Annotated in this window: 16 protein-coding genes, 1 tRNA gene and 1 other RNA gene; all 18 read right to left on the bottom strand. The window is 52.3% G+C overall.

The features are described from left to right. Positions 1-52: 52 nt before the first annotated feature. The 18 genes from QME66_04845 to pheS all read right to left on the bottom strand — a co-directional run bounded on the left by QME66_04845 (position 53) and on the right by pheS (position 16542). Complete coding sequence (locus tag QME66_04845; GenBank protein MDI6808295.1) at positions 53-331, bottom strand: hypothetical protein; 279 nt, start codon at positions 329-331, stop codon at positions 53-55. A gap of 27 nt (positions 332-358) precedes the next feature. After that, positions 359-436, bottom strand: a tRNA-Arg gene (locus QME66_04850). A 53-nt stretch (positions 437-489) separates the two neighbouring features. Next, entirely contained in the window at positions 490-1503 is a 1014-nt protein-coding gene (gene trpD / locus QME66_04855; protein MDI6808296.1) for an anthranilate phosphoribosyltransferase, read from the bottom strand. 19 nt (positions 1504-1522) lie between these two features. After that, positions 1523-3226: a DNA repair protein RecN gene (recN, locus tag QME66_04860; protein MDI6808297.1), complete on the bottom strand. Its 1704-nt coding sequence runs from the start codon at positions 3224-3226 to the stop codon at positions 1523-1525. After that, positions 3210-4106, bottom strand: a complete 897-nt coding sequence (locus QME66_04865) for an NAD(+)/NADH kinase (GenBank protein ID MDI6808298.1) — start codon at positions 4104-4106, stop codon at positions 3210-3212. The genes recN and QME66_04865 overlap by 17 nt, the downstream gene beginning before the upstream one ends. Continuing rightward, complete coding sequence (gene dxs / locus QME66_04870; protein ID MDI6808299.1) at positions 4066-5982, bottom strand: 1-deoxy-D-xylulose-5-phosphate synthase; 1917 nt, start codon at positions 5980-5982, stop codon at positions 4066-4068. Before dxs ends, QME66_04865 begins: the two co-directional genes overlap by 41 nt. A 23-nt stretch (positions 5983-6005) precedes the next feature. Continuing rightward, the gene (locus QME66_04875) at positions 6006-6446 is read right to left on the bottom strand and encodes a divergent PAP2 family protein (protein ID MDI6808300.1); all 441 of its coding nucleotides are present in this window, start codon (positions 6444-6446) and stop codon (positions 6006-6008) included. Further along, positions 6447-7355 (bottom strand): polyprenyl synthetase family protein, encoded by a 909-nt coding sequence (locus QME66_04880; GenBank protein ID MDI6808301.1) that lies wholly within the window; start codon positions 7353-7355, stop codon positions 6447-6449. It abuts the gene before it with no gap. Next, positions 7342-7611: an exodeoxyribonuclease VII small subunit gene (gene xseB / locus QME66_04885; GenBank protein ID MDI6808302.1), complete on the bottom strand. Its 270-nt coding sequence runs from the start codon at positions 7609-7611 to the stop codon at positions 7342-7344. The genes QME66_04880 and xseB overlap by 14 nt, the downstream gene beginning before the upstream one ends. Next, positions 7608-8840: an exodeoxyribonuclease VII large subunit gene (gene xseA, locus QME66_04890; GenBank protein ID MDI6808303.1), complete on the bottom strand. Its 1233-nt coding sequence runs from the start codon at positions 8838-8840 to the stop codon at positions 7608-7610. Before xseA ends, xseB begins: the two co-directional genes overlap by 4 nt. Before the next feature lie 8 nt (positions 8841-8848). Further along, the gene (locus tag QME66_04895; protein MDI6808304.1) at positions 8849-9739 is read right to left on the bottom strand and encodes a bifunctional 5,10-methylenetetrahydrofolate dehydrogenase/5,10-methenyltetrahydrofolate cyclohydrolase; all 891 of its coding nucleotides are present in this window, start codon (positions 9737-9739) and stop codon (positions 8849-8851) included. A gap of 92 nt (positions 9740-9831) precedes the next feature. After that, positions 9832-10626 carry a TIGR00282 family metallophosphoesterase gene (locus tag QME66_04900; protein MDI6808305.1) on the bottom strand — a complete coding sequence of 265 codons (795 nt, stop codon included), beginning with the start codon at positions 10624-10626 and terminating at the stop codon, positions 9832-9834. Continuing rightward, complete coding sequence (gene rny, locus QME66_04905) at positions 10623-12197, bottom strand: ribonuclease Y (GenBank protein MDI6808306.1); 1575 nt, start codon at positions 12195-12197, stop codon at positions 10623-10625. Before rny ends, QME66_04900 begins: the two co-directional genes overlap by 4 nt. Before the next feature lie 51 nt (positions 12198-12248). Further along, positions 12249-12431, bottom strand: a non-coding RNA gene (gene ssrS, locus QME66_04910) — 6S RNA. A gap of 1 nt (position 12432) precedes the next feature. Continuing rightward, positions 12433-12753, bottom strand: a complete 321-nt coding sequence (locus QME66_04915) for a cell division protein ZapA (GenBank protein MDI6808307.1) — start codon at positions 12751-12753, stop codon at positions 12433-12435. A 60-nt stretch (positions 12754-12813) separates the two neighbouring features. After that, entirely contained in the window at positions 12814-13086 is a 273-nt protein-coding gene (locus QME66_04920) for a hypothetical protein (GenBank protein ID MDI6808308.1), read from the bottom strand. Positions 13087-13109: 23 nt separating this feature from the next. Further along, on the bottom strand, positions 13110-15485 hold the full coding sequence (gene pheT / locus QME66_04925; protein ID MDI6808309.1) for a phenylalanine--tRNA ligase subunit beta: 2376 nt from the start codon (positions 15483-15485) through the stop codon (positions 13110-13112). A gap of 61 nt (positions 15486-15546) precedes the next feature. Continuing rightward, positions 15547-16542, bottom strand: a complete 996-nt coding sequence (gene pheS / locus QME66_04930) for a phenylalanine--tRNA ligase subunit alpha (GenBank protein MDI6808310.1) — start codon at positions 16540-16542, stop codon at positions 15547-15549. Between the last annotated feature and the right edge of the window lie 61 nt (positions 16543-16603).

The raw sequence follows: 16603 nt of genomic DNA on the forward strand, positions 1-16603 counted from the left end.
AGTGTCGTGTCCAGGGGCAAAGACATAGACAAGGAACTTCCGGGACACGACACTAACGCGGTCTATTCTTGATTTCGCGGAACAACGTGAGGGCTCTTCTCAGAAGGAAGAGGGCGACGAAGGCCATCCCCAAAGGAATATAGAAAACTTTCGACATTCCGCCCTCGAATCTTTCGCTCATCTTATAGAAAGGAAAGAACGAGTAGATGAGGAATCCGAGAACCGAAAGAACTGCAATAAGAAGAAGAACCTTCCCTACCAGCTCTTCTTTTCCGACCCGTCTGGGTTTTTCCGGCTCTTCTTGCTGGCAGTGTGGCCTTTCGCTGTCCATTTTCCCCGGGATTCAAACTTCAATAACTGGCGCGCCCGAAAGGATTCGAACCTTCGACCTACGGCTCCGGAGGCCGCCGCTCTATCCGGACTGAGCTACGGGCGCCATCTAGATTTGAAGGTGCTGCCGCGGCGCAGTCTCCCCTCTTCCCAGGAGACTCAGGCCGAGCTTGTCACCCTTCTCAGCTCATCCAACTTGCTCAAAGCCGCACCGCTGTCAATCAGACGGGCTGCTTCCCTCACTCCTGCCTTCAAATTGTCAACCCTGCCGGCAACCAGAAGTCCGGCTGCAGAATTCAGAACTACGATTTCGCGCTTTGCTCCTTTTGCGCCTCTAAGAACATTGACAATCATCTCGGCGTTTTCCACCGGTGTGGCGCCGGCCATCTCGCCTAATCTGACGCCTGGAATACCAAAGTCCCCGGGTTTGATCTCATACGTATGGATATTGCCGTCTCTCAGCTCGGTTACCTTTGTCGGGGCGGAGATTGAAATCTCATCCAGACCGTCCAGGCCGTGGACGACGAGTGCCCTTGTGCATCCGAGCTCCTTGAGGGCAAGTGCGAACTTCTCGGTAAGGTCAGCCTGATAAACTCCCAGAATCTGTCTCTTTGCTCCTGCAGGATTCGCAAGCGGGCCTACGAGATTGAATATGTTTCTTATGCCTGTTTCCTTGCACGCCGCGCTGGCAGTCTTCATCGACTTGTGAAGAGAAGGTGCGAACAGAAAGCAAATCCCTATCTTCTCAAGACACTCCTCGAGCTTCGCCGCAGGGGCGTCCAGCTTTATCCCGAGGGCGCCGGCCGCGTCTGCGCTTCCGCACTGACTCGAAACAGCTCCGTTCCCATGCTTTGCAACGCAGACTCCGGATGCAGCAACCACAAATGCCGCAGCGGTCGAAATGTTAAAAGTCTGTGCTCCATCCCCTCCTGTCCCGCAGGTATCAAGGACGGGCGTCCGTTTTGTGCTGATCTTCGTGGCTTTTTCTTTCATTGCCAATGCGCATCCAATGAGTTCGTCAACCGTCTCGCCCTTCATGGCCAGAGCAGTCAGGAAGGATGCAACCTGTGAAGTCGATGCCGTTCCGTCCATCATTTGCGCCATACAAAGACGGGCTTCCTCACGGCTCAAGTTCTCTCTGTGACACACCCTGTTGATGGCTTCTCTTATCATTTTGAGCGACCCCCGGGCCTCAACCCTTTTGTGCTGCAAGCAGTTCTTTTGCCTGTTTCAGAGTGGTTCCGGTAGCCCTGTCACCGGCAAGCATTCTCGCCAACTCTCCGACTCTCTTCTCTCCCGAAAGCTTCTCGACATGGATCCCGGTTCTTTTCCCGTCGCTCTTCTTCTCGACGAGATAGTGGGCGGTTGCCTGGGACGCAATGATCGGAAGATGGGTAATGCAGATCACCTGCATTTTCTCGCCGAGTTTTCTCAGTTTCTCCCCGACGGTTCTTGCCGCCTTCCCTCCTATTCCGGAGTCGATCTCGTCAAAGATAACGGTTTCGACCTCGTTATCCCTTCGAAGAATCGATCTCAGCGCAAGCATGATTCTGGATATCTCCCCGCCCGATGCTATTTTTGAAAGCGGCTTGAGCTCCTCTCCTGCATTCGGGCTCACAAGGAACTCCACCCTGTCCACTCCGCTGTCCCAGAGTCTGAGTTTCTTTCCATCAATCTCAATTCCGGATTCCTCATCTTCGATGTTCTCTATGAGAATCGAGAACCTGGTCGTCCGCATATCAAGAGTTGAAAGCTCATCCCTCATTCTTTCCTCAAGCTGGGATGCCGCCTTCACTCTTTTCTTCTTTAGATAACCCGAGAGTTTCGAAAGCTCATCCCGTATCGCTGCGATCTGCTTCTTGATTGCATCCCCTTCAGGGTCATCCCCTGAAATCATGGAGAGCTCGCTCTTCAGTTCCTCTGTTTTTTTCAGAAGTTCAGCCGTTGAGCATTTGTGCTTTGCCTTGAGGCGTGACAGGAGATGGAGTCTCCCCTCAAGTTCCTCAAGTCTTTCCGGATTGCTTTCTATGTTTTGGCGAAGCTTCGAGATCTCGCCGGCCGCATTCTGAACCAGGACCTCTGCCTCCTTGAGGGCGTTCTCTTGGTCCTTTATCCTCGGCATATAGGCGCCGAGCGAGTCCAGTTCCCTGAGGACTCTTGAAATCCTTCCAAGCACCGCATGCTCATCATCGTAAAGAAGGTCGTAGCCGAGTCCCAGCGATGAGGAGAGCTTTCCCGCATTCATGAGAAGCTTCCTCTCTTCCTCCAGAGACTCCTCTTCACCGGGTTTGACTCCGGCGGACTCCAGCTCGCCGAGTTGAAACGCAATGTAATCCCTCTTGTCCGCAAGCTCAGAAAGCCTCCGGATGTGCTCGCTTTCTTTGCCGATCAGCTCGCTCAGTGTTCTTCTCAGAGCGGGTATTGCAGACTGCTTTTCGCTTAGTTTGCCGAATTCATCAAGGTAGTAGATGTGATTCTCTTTTGAGATGAGAAACTGATGCTCGTGCTGGCCGTGAATATCAAGCAGAAGTCCGCCAATTCCCTTCAAACCTGAGACTGTTATCAGAGATCCGTTTGCAAAGGACCTTGACCTGCCGTCTGAGTATACCTGCCTTCTCAAGATCAGCTCATCCTGGGAGGGCTCAGACCCCATTGATTCCAGAAGTTCGTTTGCTCCGCTCAGATTGCTTGAAAAAACACCTTCAACGTTCAAATGCTGGCATCCGGACCTGACCATTTCGGGGGAAGCTCTCTCGCCGGCCAGAAGCGCAACTGCGCCGACAATCATAGATTTTCCCGCGCCGGTCTCGCCCGTGATTACGTTGAAACCGCGATCAAATCTGACGCTCAGTGAATCGGCTATCGCAAGATTCTCAACCCTAATTTCCTCGAGCATCTCTGGCAGGGACTCCTCCCCACTTGAATTTCTCGCGCAGCACGTCGTAGAAAGACACACCTCTTGCCGACACGAGATTGGCGCATACCCGTGCCTTGTGGAATCTAACAATGTGGTGGGGATGAAGGTCAAACGACTCATGACCATCAGCGATGAGTTTTGCCGTGGTGTCTCGGGGTGCAAGCTCAACTGTAAGCGTCTCTTCCCCCGGCACGACGAGAGGTCTTGCGGCAAGCGAATGAGCGCATATCGGCGTTGCCAGAAGCGCGCTCATGGTTGGCTTCATGATCGGACCGCCGGCGGACAGTGAGTATGCAGTTGAGCCCGTCGGAGTGGAAACAATCAATCCATCGGCCGTGAACTTGCCAAGAAGCCTCCCGGAAACGAGCAGTCTCATTCTCAAAGCTCGTGATGAGGCGGTTTTGCAAATCACAATGTCGTTCAGAGCTTCGTATGAGTGGATGCTTTTTCTGAAGTCCTCGACTCGGGCTTCGACCATCATTCTTCTTTCCACCTCATAATCGCCCTTCATTATTCTCTCGAGTGCCGGATAGAGGTCGCAGAGTTTTATGTCGGAGAGAAACCCAAGGCTGCCGAGATTTACGCCGAGAACAACTGCCCTGGTCCCCCTCACAGCTTTTGCCGCCCTGAGGATTGTTCCGTCTCCGCCGATTGCCAGGACTACCTGAGCCTCCTTCCTCAGCACTGATTCATCGCTGGAAAGGTCGGGTCTTTTCAAGAATGTCCCAAGGCTCTTCTCAAGAAAGACGTGTACCCCTCTCGTCTCAAGCCACTTGATTGCGTCAAGCGCAACCTTCCTGGAATTTGTTCTTCTCGTATTAACTACGAGCGCGACTCTGGATGGTTTTTTCGGTTTCAAACTTTGCCCCCGTCCATTTCAATGCGGTCTGCGCGATACCTTCTGCGGTAAGGCCGAGCTTCTGAAGGAGGAGCGCCCTCGGGCCGTGTTCGATGAAGGTGTCGGGTATTCCGAGTCTCTTCACGGCCACATGAGAAAGTCCCCTCTTCTCAAGACACTCCAGGACTGCAGAACCGAACCCGCCGTTCAGAGCGCCCTCTTCAACGGTCAGAATCACCTTCGTCCTCTGGGCCAGCCCGGATATCATTTCCTCATCAAGAGGTTTCAGGAATCTTGCGTTTAGAACTCCAGCCGATATTCCTTTTTTCTCAAGAATCTCTGCGGCGAGAATCGAAGGATGAACCATCGATCCGATTGCCAGAATGTAGAGATCATCGCCGTTCTTCTCAATTACGGCCTTTCCAAGCTCCAGCTCCTTCATCTCCCTGCGGGTCCCGGCCCCGGAGATGCTGGACCTCGGAAACCTGATCGCCACCGGGCCGTCTTGAATCTTCACGGCTGTAAAGAGCATATCCCTGAGCTCATTCTCATCCTTCGGAGCAAGAATCCTCATCCCCGGAATAACCCGGAGATAGACCATGTCGAAAGGGCCATGATGCGTAGGACCGTCCTGGCCAACTATCCCAGCCCTGTCAATTGCAAAGACAATCTTGAGCTTCTGAAGTGAAACGTCATGAATAATCTGGTCATACGCCCTCTGCAGAAACGTGGAATATATTGCGACGATTGGTCTCATCCCATTGGCCGCGAGCCCCGCTGAGAAAGTGACTGCATGTTCCTCGGCTATCCCCACATCGAAGAACCTGTCAGGATAGAGCTCCGCGAATTCTCTGAAGCCCGCGTTGTCGGTCATGGCTGCAGTGACAGCCACAAGTCTCTTGTCAATCCCGCCGAGCTCGCACGCGGTCCGGCCAAATACATCCGTGTAAGTTTCCTTTGAGGTTTCCTCTGATTCGCCCGTTGTCTTGTCAAACGGGGTTACACCGTGGTAGAGCGTCGCATCATCTTCGGCGAATTTGTACCCCTTCCCTTTCTTCGTGATCATGTGGAGAACAATCGGCCCTTTCACCTCTCTCAGCTGCCTCAGGATTGGTATCAGCTCGTGCAGATTGTGCCCTTCAAGCGGGCCGTAGTACTTGAATCCCAGCTCCTCGAATATTATGTTCGGTACGACAATACTCCTCACTCCTTCTTTGAACCTGCGGCCAAAGTACCTTGCCTTGCTTCCGATGGCCGGGATTCTTCCCAGGGCTTCCCAGATTCGCGCCTCTATTCTCCTGTAGGCCCTCGTCGAGATCACCCTTGTGAAGTATCTGGCCATTGCTCCGACATTCGGGGAGATCGACATCCCGTTGTCGTTTATGATTACTATCAGGTTTGTCTTGAGGTCTCCCGCCTGGTTCAGGCCTTCGTAGGCCAGCCCGCCAGTGAGCCCGCCGTCCCCGACAACAGCAACGACATAGTAAGACTCGCCGGCCAAATCTCTTGCGCATGCCAATCCCAGCGCGGCGGAAACGGACGTGCTCGCGTGCCCGGTTCCGAACGCATCGTGGACGCTTTCTTCTCTCTTTGGAAATCCGGATATCCCTCCAAACTGTCTTAAGCTCGGGAATACATCTTTCCTGCCGGTGAGAATCTTGTGACAATAGCTCTGATGCCCCACATCCCAGACTATTTTGTCTCTTGGTGAGTCAAAGACATAGTGGACTGCAATACCGATTTCAACCGCGCCCAGGCTTGCTGCGAGATGACCTCCGGTTTTTGAGACAACACCGATGATGCTCTCTCTTATCTCATTCGCAAGCAGAGGAAGCTCATTGATGGAGAGTTTCTTCAGATCCTCCGGGGAATTGATTTTGTCCAGCAGTTTAGCCATTTTTTGTTGAACGACCAGGTAGTTCAGTACCAGATAAAGGCGAAGAGAACACCGGTAACGGCGCCGACAAGCACCTCAAACGGAGTGTGACCGAGAAGCTCGAGGAGCCTCTCTTCGCCGACCTTGTGCTTCGAGTAGTGATCATCCAGAATCCTGTTGAGAACTTCAGCCTGCCTCCCTGCCGCGCGCCTCAGACCTGCCGCGTCATACATGATTATCAGGCTGAAAAAGAGAGTAACACCAAAAAGTGCACTGGAGAAACCTTCCTTTAGCCCCACCGCCATGGAAAGCGAGGAAACTGAAGCAGCATGCGAGCTTGGCATTCCGCCCGTACGTACAAATCTCCTGAAGTCGAGCTTCCCATGCCTGGCAAACGCTGCAAATCCCTTGAGCAATTGAATCAACAGGCTGCATGAAATGGCAATGAGAAACGGCTTCTCGCTCATGAAAACGTTGAACGGCATCTAGTTCCCCCTGCTTGCTACGAACTCAGCCATTTCCTCGAAATGACCGCGAAACTTTCCAAAGTGCTTTGCGTCTTTCTTTGCCTCGTCAGTGAGCCGTCTCACCGCTTCGCACGATCTCCCAATGCCGATGACCGAAGGATACGTGGGTTTCTTTCTCTCCAAGTCATTTTGAACTGCCTTCCCGAGCTTCTCGGGAGTTGACTGAAGGTTGAGAATGTCGTCGGTAATCTGGAATGCCAGGCCGATCCTCTCTCCGTATCCGGAGAGCCGGGCAAGCATTCTCTCTGACGCTCCAGCCAGGATTCCTCCCATTCTCAGAGATGCCCTGATGAGAGCGCCGGTCTTCTGTTCGTGAATGCGTCGCACCCGCGGAAGGCTTACCTTCTTCCCTTCATGCAGCAGGTCAGCGGCCTGACCTCCCATCATTTCGTGCGCCCCCGTTGCCCCGGCAAGTTCGGCAATGAGTCTTACCGCCGTTTCAGAACTGATGGCTCTGCTATTACTGATTGATGCAAGATTTTCAAAGGCAAGCGCAAGCAGTGCATCTCCTGCCAGGACGGCAATACCCTCTCCGAACGCCTTGTGACATGTCGGCTTGCCCCGCCTCATGTCATCGTCATCCATGGACGGAAGGTCATCGTGTATGAGTGAGAAGGTGTGCACGAGCTCAATCGAGCATGCCACCCTGAATACCGTGTTTCCCTTCCCGCCGCATGCCCTGTGCGCAAGGACAAGAAGAAGCGGCCTAAGCCTCTTTCCTCCCGACATCACACTATATCTCATTGCGCGCCCAATTGCCAAAGGACTCTGGGGTGAAGACGGGAGGACATTCAGAAGCTCTCTTTCTATGGGGCTCTTGGTTTTTTCGATGAAATCATGGAGAATCGGAAATCTATTCTTCTCCACTTTCTTCCTTCTTTTCCAGAGGTTCCAGCTCAAAGCCGCCGTCTTCTCTTGCCATGAGTTTTTGGAGCTTCTTCTCGACGGTGTCCAGTTTCCTAAGACAGAACTTGACGAGCTCCATCCCCTCTCCGAACCCGGAGATGGAATCCTCAAGACTCATCTCGCCCCTCTCGAGCTCCTTCACTATCTCCTCAAGTCTCTTGAGGGCAGATTCAAATGACTGCTTCTCAACGTCCGGAGTCTTTTCTTTTTCCTTCACCTTTCCTCCTGGGATTGTGATGTCTGAAGCACACTGCAGTTTGCCAGGCCGTCAAGAAACTCGAGCTCGAGTTTCTGTCCGGACGTAATGGCCTTCACTCTTTTAACTATCTCGCGGGCCGGGTATCCCCGCACAACGCAGTATCCTCTTCTCAGCACCTCCCTGGGGCTAAGAGCCGTGAGTCTGTGAACCAGGCTTTCAGTCCTCTTCTTTTTCTCATCGAGAAAATGCCCGGCCATGAGCCGAAGTGAGTGGGAAAGCTCATCTACCCTCCTCGCCCTCTGTTCGAGAATATCAACCGGCCGCATGAGACCGTAGCTCTTTCTCAATCTTTCAAGTCTTATCTTGAGGTTCGAAATCAGCGACAGAAGGTCCTTCTTCAACCTGGACTCGAGATCAGATATATGCTCCAACACTTCAAGCTTGTCTTTCACAGCCATCTTTGCCGCCGCAGATGGTGTCGGCGCCCTCATGTCTGCAACAAAATCGGCAATTGTGAAATCTATTTCGTGTCCCACGGCAGAGATCACCGGGATGTGTGAAGAGAAAATACTCCTTGCAACAACCTCTTCATTGAAAGCCCAGAGATCTTCCGGCGGGCCGCCTCCTCTTCCTACGATCAGGACATCAACTTCTCCGAACCTGTTGAAGTTATCGATGGCTCTTGCGATTTCATCCGCGGCCCCTTCGCCCTGAACTCTCACCGGCGCCAGAATCATCTCTATCCCAGGCCATCTTTCGCCAAGTATTCTTTCTATGTCTCGTATTGCGGCGCCGCTTGACGAAGTGACTATGCCAATCCTTTCCGGAAATGGCGGAAGGGGTCTCTTTCGCGCCTCGTCAAAAAGGCCTTCTTTTGCGAGCTTCTTCTTCAATTCCTCAAGTCTAAGCTGAAGTATCCCGACCCCGAGTGGACTCAGCTCATCGCAAACAAGCTGGTACTGTCCCCCCTCTTCATAGACCGTGATCCTGCCTCTTGCTTCAACCTTTGCGCCTACCTTTGGCTCGAAGAGAAGCTTCCTGTTCGCCTGTCTGAACATTGCGCACTTGAGGAGCGCATGTTCGTCTCTGATAGAGAAATACATGTGCCCCGAGCCCGATCTTTGATCGCTCATCTGTGATATTTCACCCATTACCCACACTTCATGAAAGCTTGTCTCAAGAAGCAGCTTGATCGACCTCGTAATCTCCGTGACCGTGTAAACCTTTTTCTCGGGAAAAGTCGCCATCAGAATCCTCAGCTTCTCATGACCGAAAGCTCGAATTGTCTCTTTGCGGCTGTCACCGTATTCCTGAGCAGCATGGCCACCGTCAATGGTCCCACGCCTCCCGGGACAGGAGTGATTGCACGTACGATGCGGCTCACGCGCTCAAAGTCAACATCTCCAATGATACTCTGCTTGCCGTCTCTTTCAATCCTCGTGATTCCAACATCTATCACTACGGTCTTTGCGCTCACCATATCTTCCGTCACCGTGCCCGGCTTCCCGGCACACGAAACCAGGATATCGGCTTCTCTTGTGTGCTGCTTCAGGTTCTTTGTGCCCGTGTGGCACAGGGTCACAGTTGCATTCAATCCGGGTTTCTTCTGGGAAAGAAGAATGGAAAGAGGTCTTCCGACCAGATTGCTTCTTCCCAGAATCACGACATTTGCGCCGTCAAGACTGATGTTGTTTCTCTTTATGAGCTCCAGGATGCCAAGCGGCGTGCAAGGAACAAATCCGTCTTCTCCGCGGGCGAGAAGGCCTATGTTCAGAGGATGAAGCCCATCTACATCCTTTGAAGGATCAAGATGCCTGATGACCTGTCCCTCATCAATGCCAGTCGGTAGGGGAAGCTGCACTATTACCGCATGAATGTTCCGGTCGCGGGAGATGACGCTGAGCTCTTCTGAGAGAACTGAAAGATCGGTTCCCTCGGGGAATTGGCGGTGAGTGAACTCTATTCCGGCGTCGCGGCATGCTTTTTTCTTCTGCCCGACATAGACCTCGGAGCCGGGGTCTTTCCCGACTGAAACCACGACCAGCCTGGGAACCTGTGCCTTCGCACTTAAGAGCGCGGCCTCTTTTCTTACTTCGTTCCTGATCTCTTCTGCTAGCTTTCTTCCCTCCAGCAGAATTGCGCTCACTGGCCGGCCCTTCCCTGTGTCCCCGGTCTCATCTTTCGGATAGCGACAAATGCCGATTGCGGGCGATGCTCAAAACGACTCTCAATGCAGGTCTAGTATTCATCATCGAGCTTTATCTCGATTCTTTCAATTGCGGTTGATTTTCCCGAAACTCCGTCAACGGAAATGAAGACAGCATTCAATCTCAGATCATCCGTGGCGGGTTCAAATCTTTCCGGAAGCTGTGTCAGGAAGCGGCGGATTGCCATTTCTTTCTTGACCCCGATGACCGAATCAAATGGCCCCGTCATGCCGGCATCGGTGATGTACGCAGTTCCGTTGGGCAGTATTCTTTCGTCCGCCGTCTGCACATGGGTATGAGTGCCGATGACTGCGCTGACCTTTCCGTCCAGGAACCAGCCCAACGCGGTTTTCTCCGAAGTCGCCTCGCCGTGGAAATCAATGACTATTGTTTGCGTCTTGTCTCTGAAGAATTCAAGAGTGGAAAGAGCGACCCTGAAGGGACAGTCAACCTCTCTTATGAACGTTCTGCCGAGAAGATTCATGACGCCAACTGGCTTCTTGTTTCGCGCAGTGAAAACACCTGCCCCCGGGCCGGGCACGCCGGGCGGATAGTTTGCAGGCCTGATCACTCTCTGATCATTTCCCAAAAGCTGGAAGACTTCTTTCTTGTCCCAAAGGTGGTTCCCACCAGTTATGACATCCACTCCGGATTGAAAGAAGAGCGATGCAATCTCAGGCGTGAGGCCTTTTCCGGCAGCGGCATTTTCGCCGTTGGCTATGCAGAAATCGACACCGTTCTTCGCTATGAACGTAGGAAGAATTGCGGAGAGGACGTTTCTACCCGGTTTTCCAAACACATCAGCAACGAAAAGGATTTTCGTCACCGAGCGTACTCCACTGCTCTCATCTCCCTTATCACAACGACTTTTATCTGACCCGGGTACTCAAGCTCCCTTTCAACCTTGCGGGCAATGTCTGCAGCAAGAAGCGTCGCCTTCGAATCGTCAACCTCCTTGTGCTCGACCATTATCCTTATCTCCCGCCCTGCCTGTATAGCATAGGCCTTCTCCACGCCCGGGAAAGAGTCAGCTATTCTTTCGAGCTTCTCGAGCCGTTTGACGTAAGTCTCAAGTGTCTCTCTTCTCGCCCCTGGTCTTGCCCCTGAAACAGCATCTGCCGCCGAGACAAGGACACTGAGAAGACTGTTAGTCGTGGCAGACCGGTCGTTGTGATGCTCTCCGACGGCGGCAAGTACCTCCTTGTCTTCACCGTACTTTGCCAGGTAGTCCATCCCAATCTGTGCGTGCGGTCCTTCGAATTCGTGAGTCATGCCTTTTCCAATGTCGTGCAGAAGCCCTGCTCTCTTGGCGAGGTCGATGTCCATCGAAAGCTCGGCAGCCATCATGCCGGCGAGATAGGCAACTTCCTTTGAATGCTCCAGCACGTTTTGACCATAGCTCGTTCTGTACCTGAGCTTTCCGAGAAGCTTTATTACTTCGGGATGAAGACCATGAATTCCGACATCGAGACTGGTTTGCTCGCCTATCTCTCTTATCTGATCCTCGATCTCCTTCCATGCCTTGTCCACGATTTCCTCTATTCTGCTGGGATGAATCCGCCCGTCGGCAATCAACCTCTCAAGCGATATTTTTGCGACCTCGCGTCTGACCGGGTCAAACCCCGAAAGAATAACCGCCTCAGGCGTATCATCAATTATCACGTCAACCCCGGTAGCAGTCTCAAATGCGCGGATGTTCCGTCCCTCCCTGCCGATGATCCTTCCCTTCATCTCTTCATTCGGAAGCGAGACAACCGAGACAGTCGTCTCGGCTACGTGTTCGGACGCGCACCGCTGGATGGCAAGGGTGATTACCTTCTTTGCTTCTTTCTCGGCTGTCCGGAGGGCGCTCTCCTTTATCTCGGCTATGAGCTTTGCGGCCTCATGCCGGGCCTCGCTCTCGAGGTTCTGCATAAGGAGCTCCTTCGCTTCCTGGGAGCTCATCCCCGCAATCTTCTCAAGCCTCGTGTTCTGTTCCTGGATAAGCACATTCAGGTCGTGCGCTCTCTCTTCGAGTACCTTGTCCTTGTTGGTAAGGTCCCTTTCAAGCCTCCTCAAATCCCTTTCCTTCTTGTCAAGCAGGTCAACCTTTCTGTTTAGATTGACCTCCCTTTCCTGGTTCTTCCTATCCCTTCCCTGGAGCTCGAGTCTGACACCCTGAGTCTCTTTTTCAAATTCTGCTCTTGCCTTGTACCATTCATCCTTGGCCTCGAGAATTGCGCTTTTCTTCTGAGTCTCGGCCTCCTTCTGCGCTTCTCTGAGAATCTTCTCGGCCAGTTGTTCGGCATTAACAACCTTGCTTTCGCCCAGTTTCCTGCTTGTGTACCAGCCGACAAAAAACATTGCGATCGCAATTCCAACGCCGGCGAGTGTGTAAAGTACTATCGCTAGATCCATCTTCTCCTCCTCACCTCTAGACCGGAATCTAACCGGTCTAATCTATTAAAAAAATTCCCTACCTTAATGCCGTGTGGCCGAGACTTTTGAACCTGAAAGTTTCAGGTGGGCGTCTTCCTGAGCGGTTCGTGCCTCCCGCTTGCGCGGGATTCCACTACGCGCTCAATGGTTGACTCCCGTAGAAAAGATGTTGACTCAAAAATGTCTAGACCATCACCAACACGGTAGGGAATCTTTACCTAGTATCGGCGGATTCCTCAGATTGTTTGCCGGAATTTCCTCCTTGTAATGGGCCAGCTCTGTTTGAAACCTTCTCCAGAGTTGAGACTAGCTTCTCGGTCATCTCCCCGACTTGAAACAGTTCTCCCGCTATATTCATCGAGGCCAGGACTGCCACCTTGTGCAGAGGGAATGTGCGGTATTTTTCCGCGCTTTCCTTCATCTTCTTATCCACATATTCTGCAATCCTTGCAACGTAGTCAGGGTCACCTTCGCCCTTCAATGGGTATTCTTCACCGAAAATGCTGACCTTGAAGCTCGCTTTCTCAGTGGCCATTACCTTCGACTCAATCTTTGGATTTTCAAGTTTCCCTACCGCTGATTATCTTTCCCGTGCTCAAACAACAGTGTTCAGCTTCTTAAGAATCTCTTCCAATCTTCTCAACAAGGCCTTACGCTCGGCAAGAAGCGTATTCGTCACCTTGCTCATCTTTTGAAAATCACTGCTCGTAATACCGGAGCCCTCCTTGCTTGTCTTTTTCCTGCTCCTTAAGTCTACTTGAAGCTGCTTTACGCTTTCCGTGAGTCTTCTGTTATCCTGAACAAGTTTCTCTGCTAAATCAATCGCTCTTACTACCCTCTCATCGAGCTTTTCAACTTCTATCGACATCGCGCTTCTGCTTTCGCCTTCAATCAGGAATGAGCAGCCCTAAGCACTGCTCCCTTCCTATCCCTCAGCTCTTTTACGATCCTCTCAACTTCAGAGTTCGCATCCTCATCTGAAAGAGTTCTTTCATTTGACCTGAAAAAAAGTGAATATGCAAGACTTTTCTTTCCCTTCGGTATCTCCTTTCCTTCGTATACGTCAAAAAGCTTGAGTTCTTTCAGGTAATTTCCCCCGCTTAGGCGTATCGTCTCTCTCAGTTCCGCCTCCGCAATGCCGGTTTCCACAATGATCGAAATGTCTCTCTTGATCCCGGGGAACCTGGGCGGTTCAAAGTACTCCCTGATCCCCCTTGAAAGGCCCATCAATTGGTCAACATCGAGCTCCCCGACGTAAACACCCGGAACCGAATCGACAACCTGCGGCTCAACCTCTCCCAGGAATCCCAATTCAGCCCCAGCCGCCGAGAATCCGCATGAAGAACCTTTTCTAAATCCTTTCTTATCATAACAGAACGTATGCGGAGTGTCAACTCTCAACTCCGACAGAAGCACGCCAACTATCCCCTTTGCGTCGAAGATGTCAACTTTTCCGCCGGTAGGATCCCACCTGTCCGGCACTCTCTCGCCGGTGATGCCGAATGTGAGCACAAACTTCTCCTCGGGCGGTGCTCCGCGCTTCTTCGTGAACAATTTCCCAAGCTCGAAAACCCTGATGGATTGGCCGCCCCTTCTCAGATTCCTCACGATGGTCTGAGTTACTCCACACATGAGAGTAGGTCTCAGGTACGCGGAGCTTGAGCTCAGCGGATTGAGGACCTTGACCAGATCATCTTTCTCGAATCCGAACAGAGTGGGGCTCTCCTCATCGATGAGGCAGTTTGTCAATATCTCTGCGAAGCCAAGCCCGACCATGAACTCCCTCAGTCTGTTGTTGAACTCGTCGGTGCTGTTCTTTCTGCCGGGGAGACCGCTCAAGTTCCCCAGAGTTGAGGGAAGTTTGCCGTATCCATAAGAGCGGGCCACTTCCTCGATGAGGTCGGCTTCTTCGTTTATGTCGTACCTGAAGCTTGGAACAGATGTTTTGATTCTCTTCCCGTCAATCGCAGGCGAAAATCCAAGCGAATCGAGAATCGACAGGGTCTCACGGACTTCCGGAGACGTTCCCAACATTGAGTCAAGCCTGCCCATATCAAGAAAAACCGTCTTACTTTCGTGGGGCTTATCACCGACGATTGAAATCGCATCGAGCGGAGTGCCTGCTCCAAGCTCTCCGAGCAGACCTCTCACAAGAAGGAGCGCAGGCACTACACCTTCCTGGTCAACGCCTCTTGAGAATCTCATGGATGCTTCAGATGAGAGCGCGAGGAGCTTCGAGCCCTTTCCCACTCTCCTTCTCTCGAAGAAAGCGCTTTCCAAGAGAATCTTCTTTGTGGAAGCTGTGACTTCGGATTCTTCACCGCCCATTATCCCGGCTATCGCGACCGGCTTCTCCGAATCAGCAATCACAAGGACGTCTTCGAACAGATTTCTTTCAACGCCATCAAGTGTCTTTATCTTTTCACCCTTTTTTGCTCTTCTCACAATGATCCCGCCGCTGAGCTTCTCCAGATCGAAAGCGTGGATCGGCTGTCCTCTCTCAAGAAGACAGTAGTTCGTCACATCGACAACACTGTTGATTGGCCTCATTCCGGAGAGCTCAAGTCTTCTCTGCATCCAGAAAGGAGACGGTGTCACCTTGATATTTTCCACAATTGCCGCGGCATATCTGGGGCAGCCTTCGGTGTCCTCGACACGAATCGGGAAGTCGAGCTTCGGAAGGGATGCTTTCCGCTCATCTTTCTTCTTCCACTTCGCAAATCCGGAGGCAACAACTTCCCTGGCAATGCCAAGGACGCAGAGACAGTCGGCCCTGTCGTGCGGGATATCAACTTCAAGAACAGTATCGTCGAGCCCCAGCGCTTCTCCCAGAGGAGTCCCTTTCTCGAGCTCAGACGGCAGCTCGAGAATGCCCTCGCCATCGCTTGAGATTTCGAGCTCAAGAGGCGAGCAGAGCATTCCCTCCGAGCGAATTCCCCTGAGCGTGATGGACTCGATCTTTCTTCCGCCTGGCAGGAACGAGCCGGGCACTGCAACCGGAACCGTCATGCCAGGTTTCACGTTCGTCGCTCCGCAGACTATCCTGAGCCCGGAGCTCCCAACATCGACACTGCAGACTATGAGGTTCCCTGCCGAGGGATGCTTCTCAACTGAGAGCACTTTTCCGACAACAATACTCTTACCGCTCCATGTGATTTTCTCCGATGAGTCAACGAGAAGACCTCTCTCACTTAGGATGCGGGGCAGTTCCTGAGGAGCGGAATTGAATTCGACTAGAGATCCAAGCCAGCTTACTACGAGCTTCACAACTGCATGCCTTTCTGGTTTGTTTTGATAGTCTTCTTAGCAGCGCGCACGGTTTCTGTTCCTAAAGAGTTTCTTCCTGTCTTAAGAAACGAATGTCGTTCTCGTAGAAGAGCCGCATATCATTCACTTTGTACTTCAACATCGCCACGCGCTCAACGCCCATTCCAAAAGCATATCCGGAAACACTCAGCGGGTCGTATCCAACATTCCTGAGAACGTTAGGATGCACCATGCCGCAGCCGAGTATCTCAAGCCATCCGCTTCCCTTGCAGACCGGGCAGCCCTTGCCGTCGCAGTGGATGCAGATCACATCCATTTCTCCGCTGGGTTCGGTGAAAGGAAAGTGAGATGGTCTGAATCGTGTTTGGATATCCCTCCTGAACATCTCCCTTGCGAACTCTTCCAGAGTTCCCTTCAGGTCTCCGAGGGAGACTTGCGAGTCAACATAAAGTCCCTCGACCTGGTAGAACTCCGGCGTATGTGTGGCGTCGGACGCCTCGTTTCTATAAACCCTTCCCGGAAATATCATGCGGACCGGCGGCTTCATGCTCTTCATCGCCCGAATTTGCACAGGAGATGTGTGAGTCCTCATGAGAAGCCCGCCCTCGACAAAAAATGTATCGTGAGATTCTCTTGCCGGATGGTGCGAGGGAATATTCAGCGCTTCGAAATTGTGGTAGTCATCCTCCACATCGGGTCCGAGGAAAATCGAAAAACCCATTCCGTAGAAAATTTCCTCGATTCTTTCGAGAACGCTCAAGACAACGTGTTTCTTCCCCTTCCACAGACTCCTTCCCGGAAGGGTCAAATCAATCTCGGGCTGCTTCTCTTCTTTGGCGCCCTGCTCAGCCAGTTTTCCTTCAAGCAGTCCCTCGAGCAGAGCTTTTATCCTGTTTCCGTCTTTTCCGATTATCTTCCTATCTGCATCACTCAGGGACGAAAGACTCCGCAAGATTTGCGTGAGTCTGGCCTTCCTCCCCAGATACCTGACCCTTCTTTCTTCGAGCTCTTTCTCTGAGGATGCTTCTCTAAGCTCGGCAGCTCCCTTTGCTTCAATTCCAGCTAGCTCCTTGAGAAGCTGGGAAGCTGTTTCAGTCAATTCAGCGCTCAAAACTTTC

It is taken from the genome of Candidatus Eisenbacteria bacterium (assembly GCA_030017955.1).
Taxonomy (GTDB): domain Bacteria; phylum Eisenbacteria; class RBG-16-71-46; order JASEGR01; family JASEGR01; genus JASEGR01.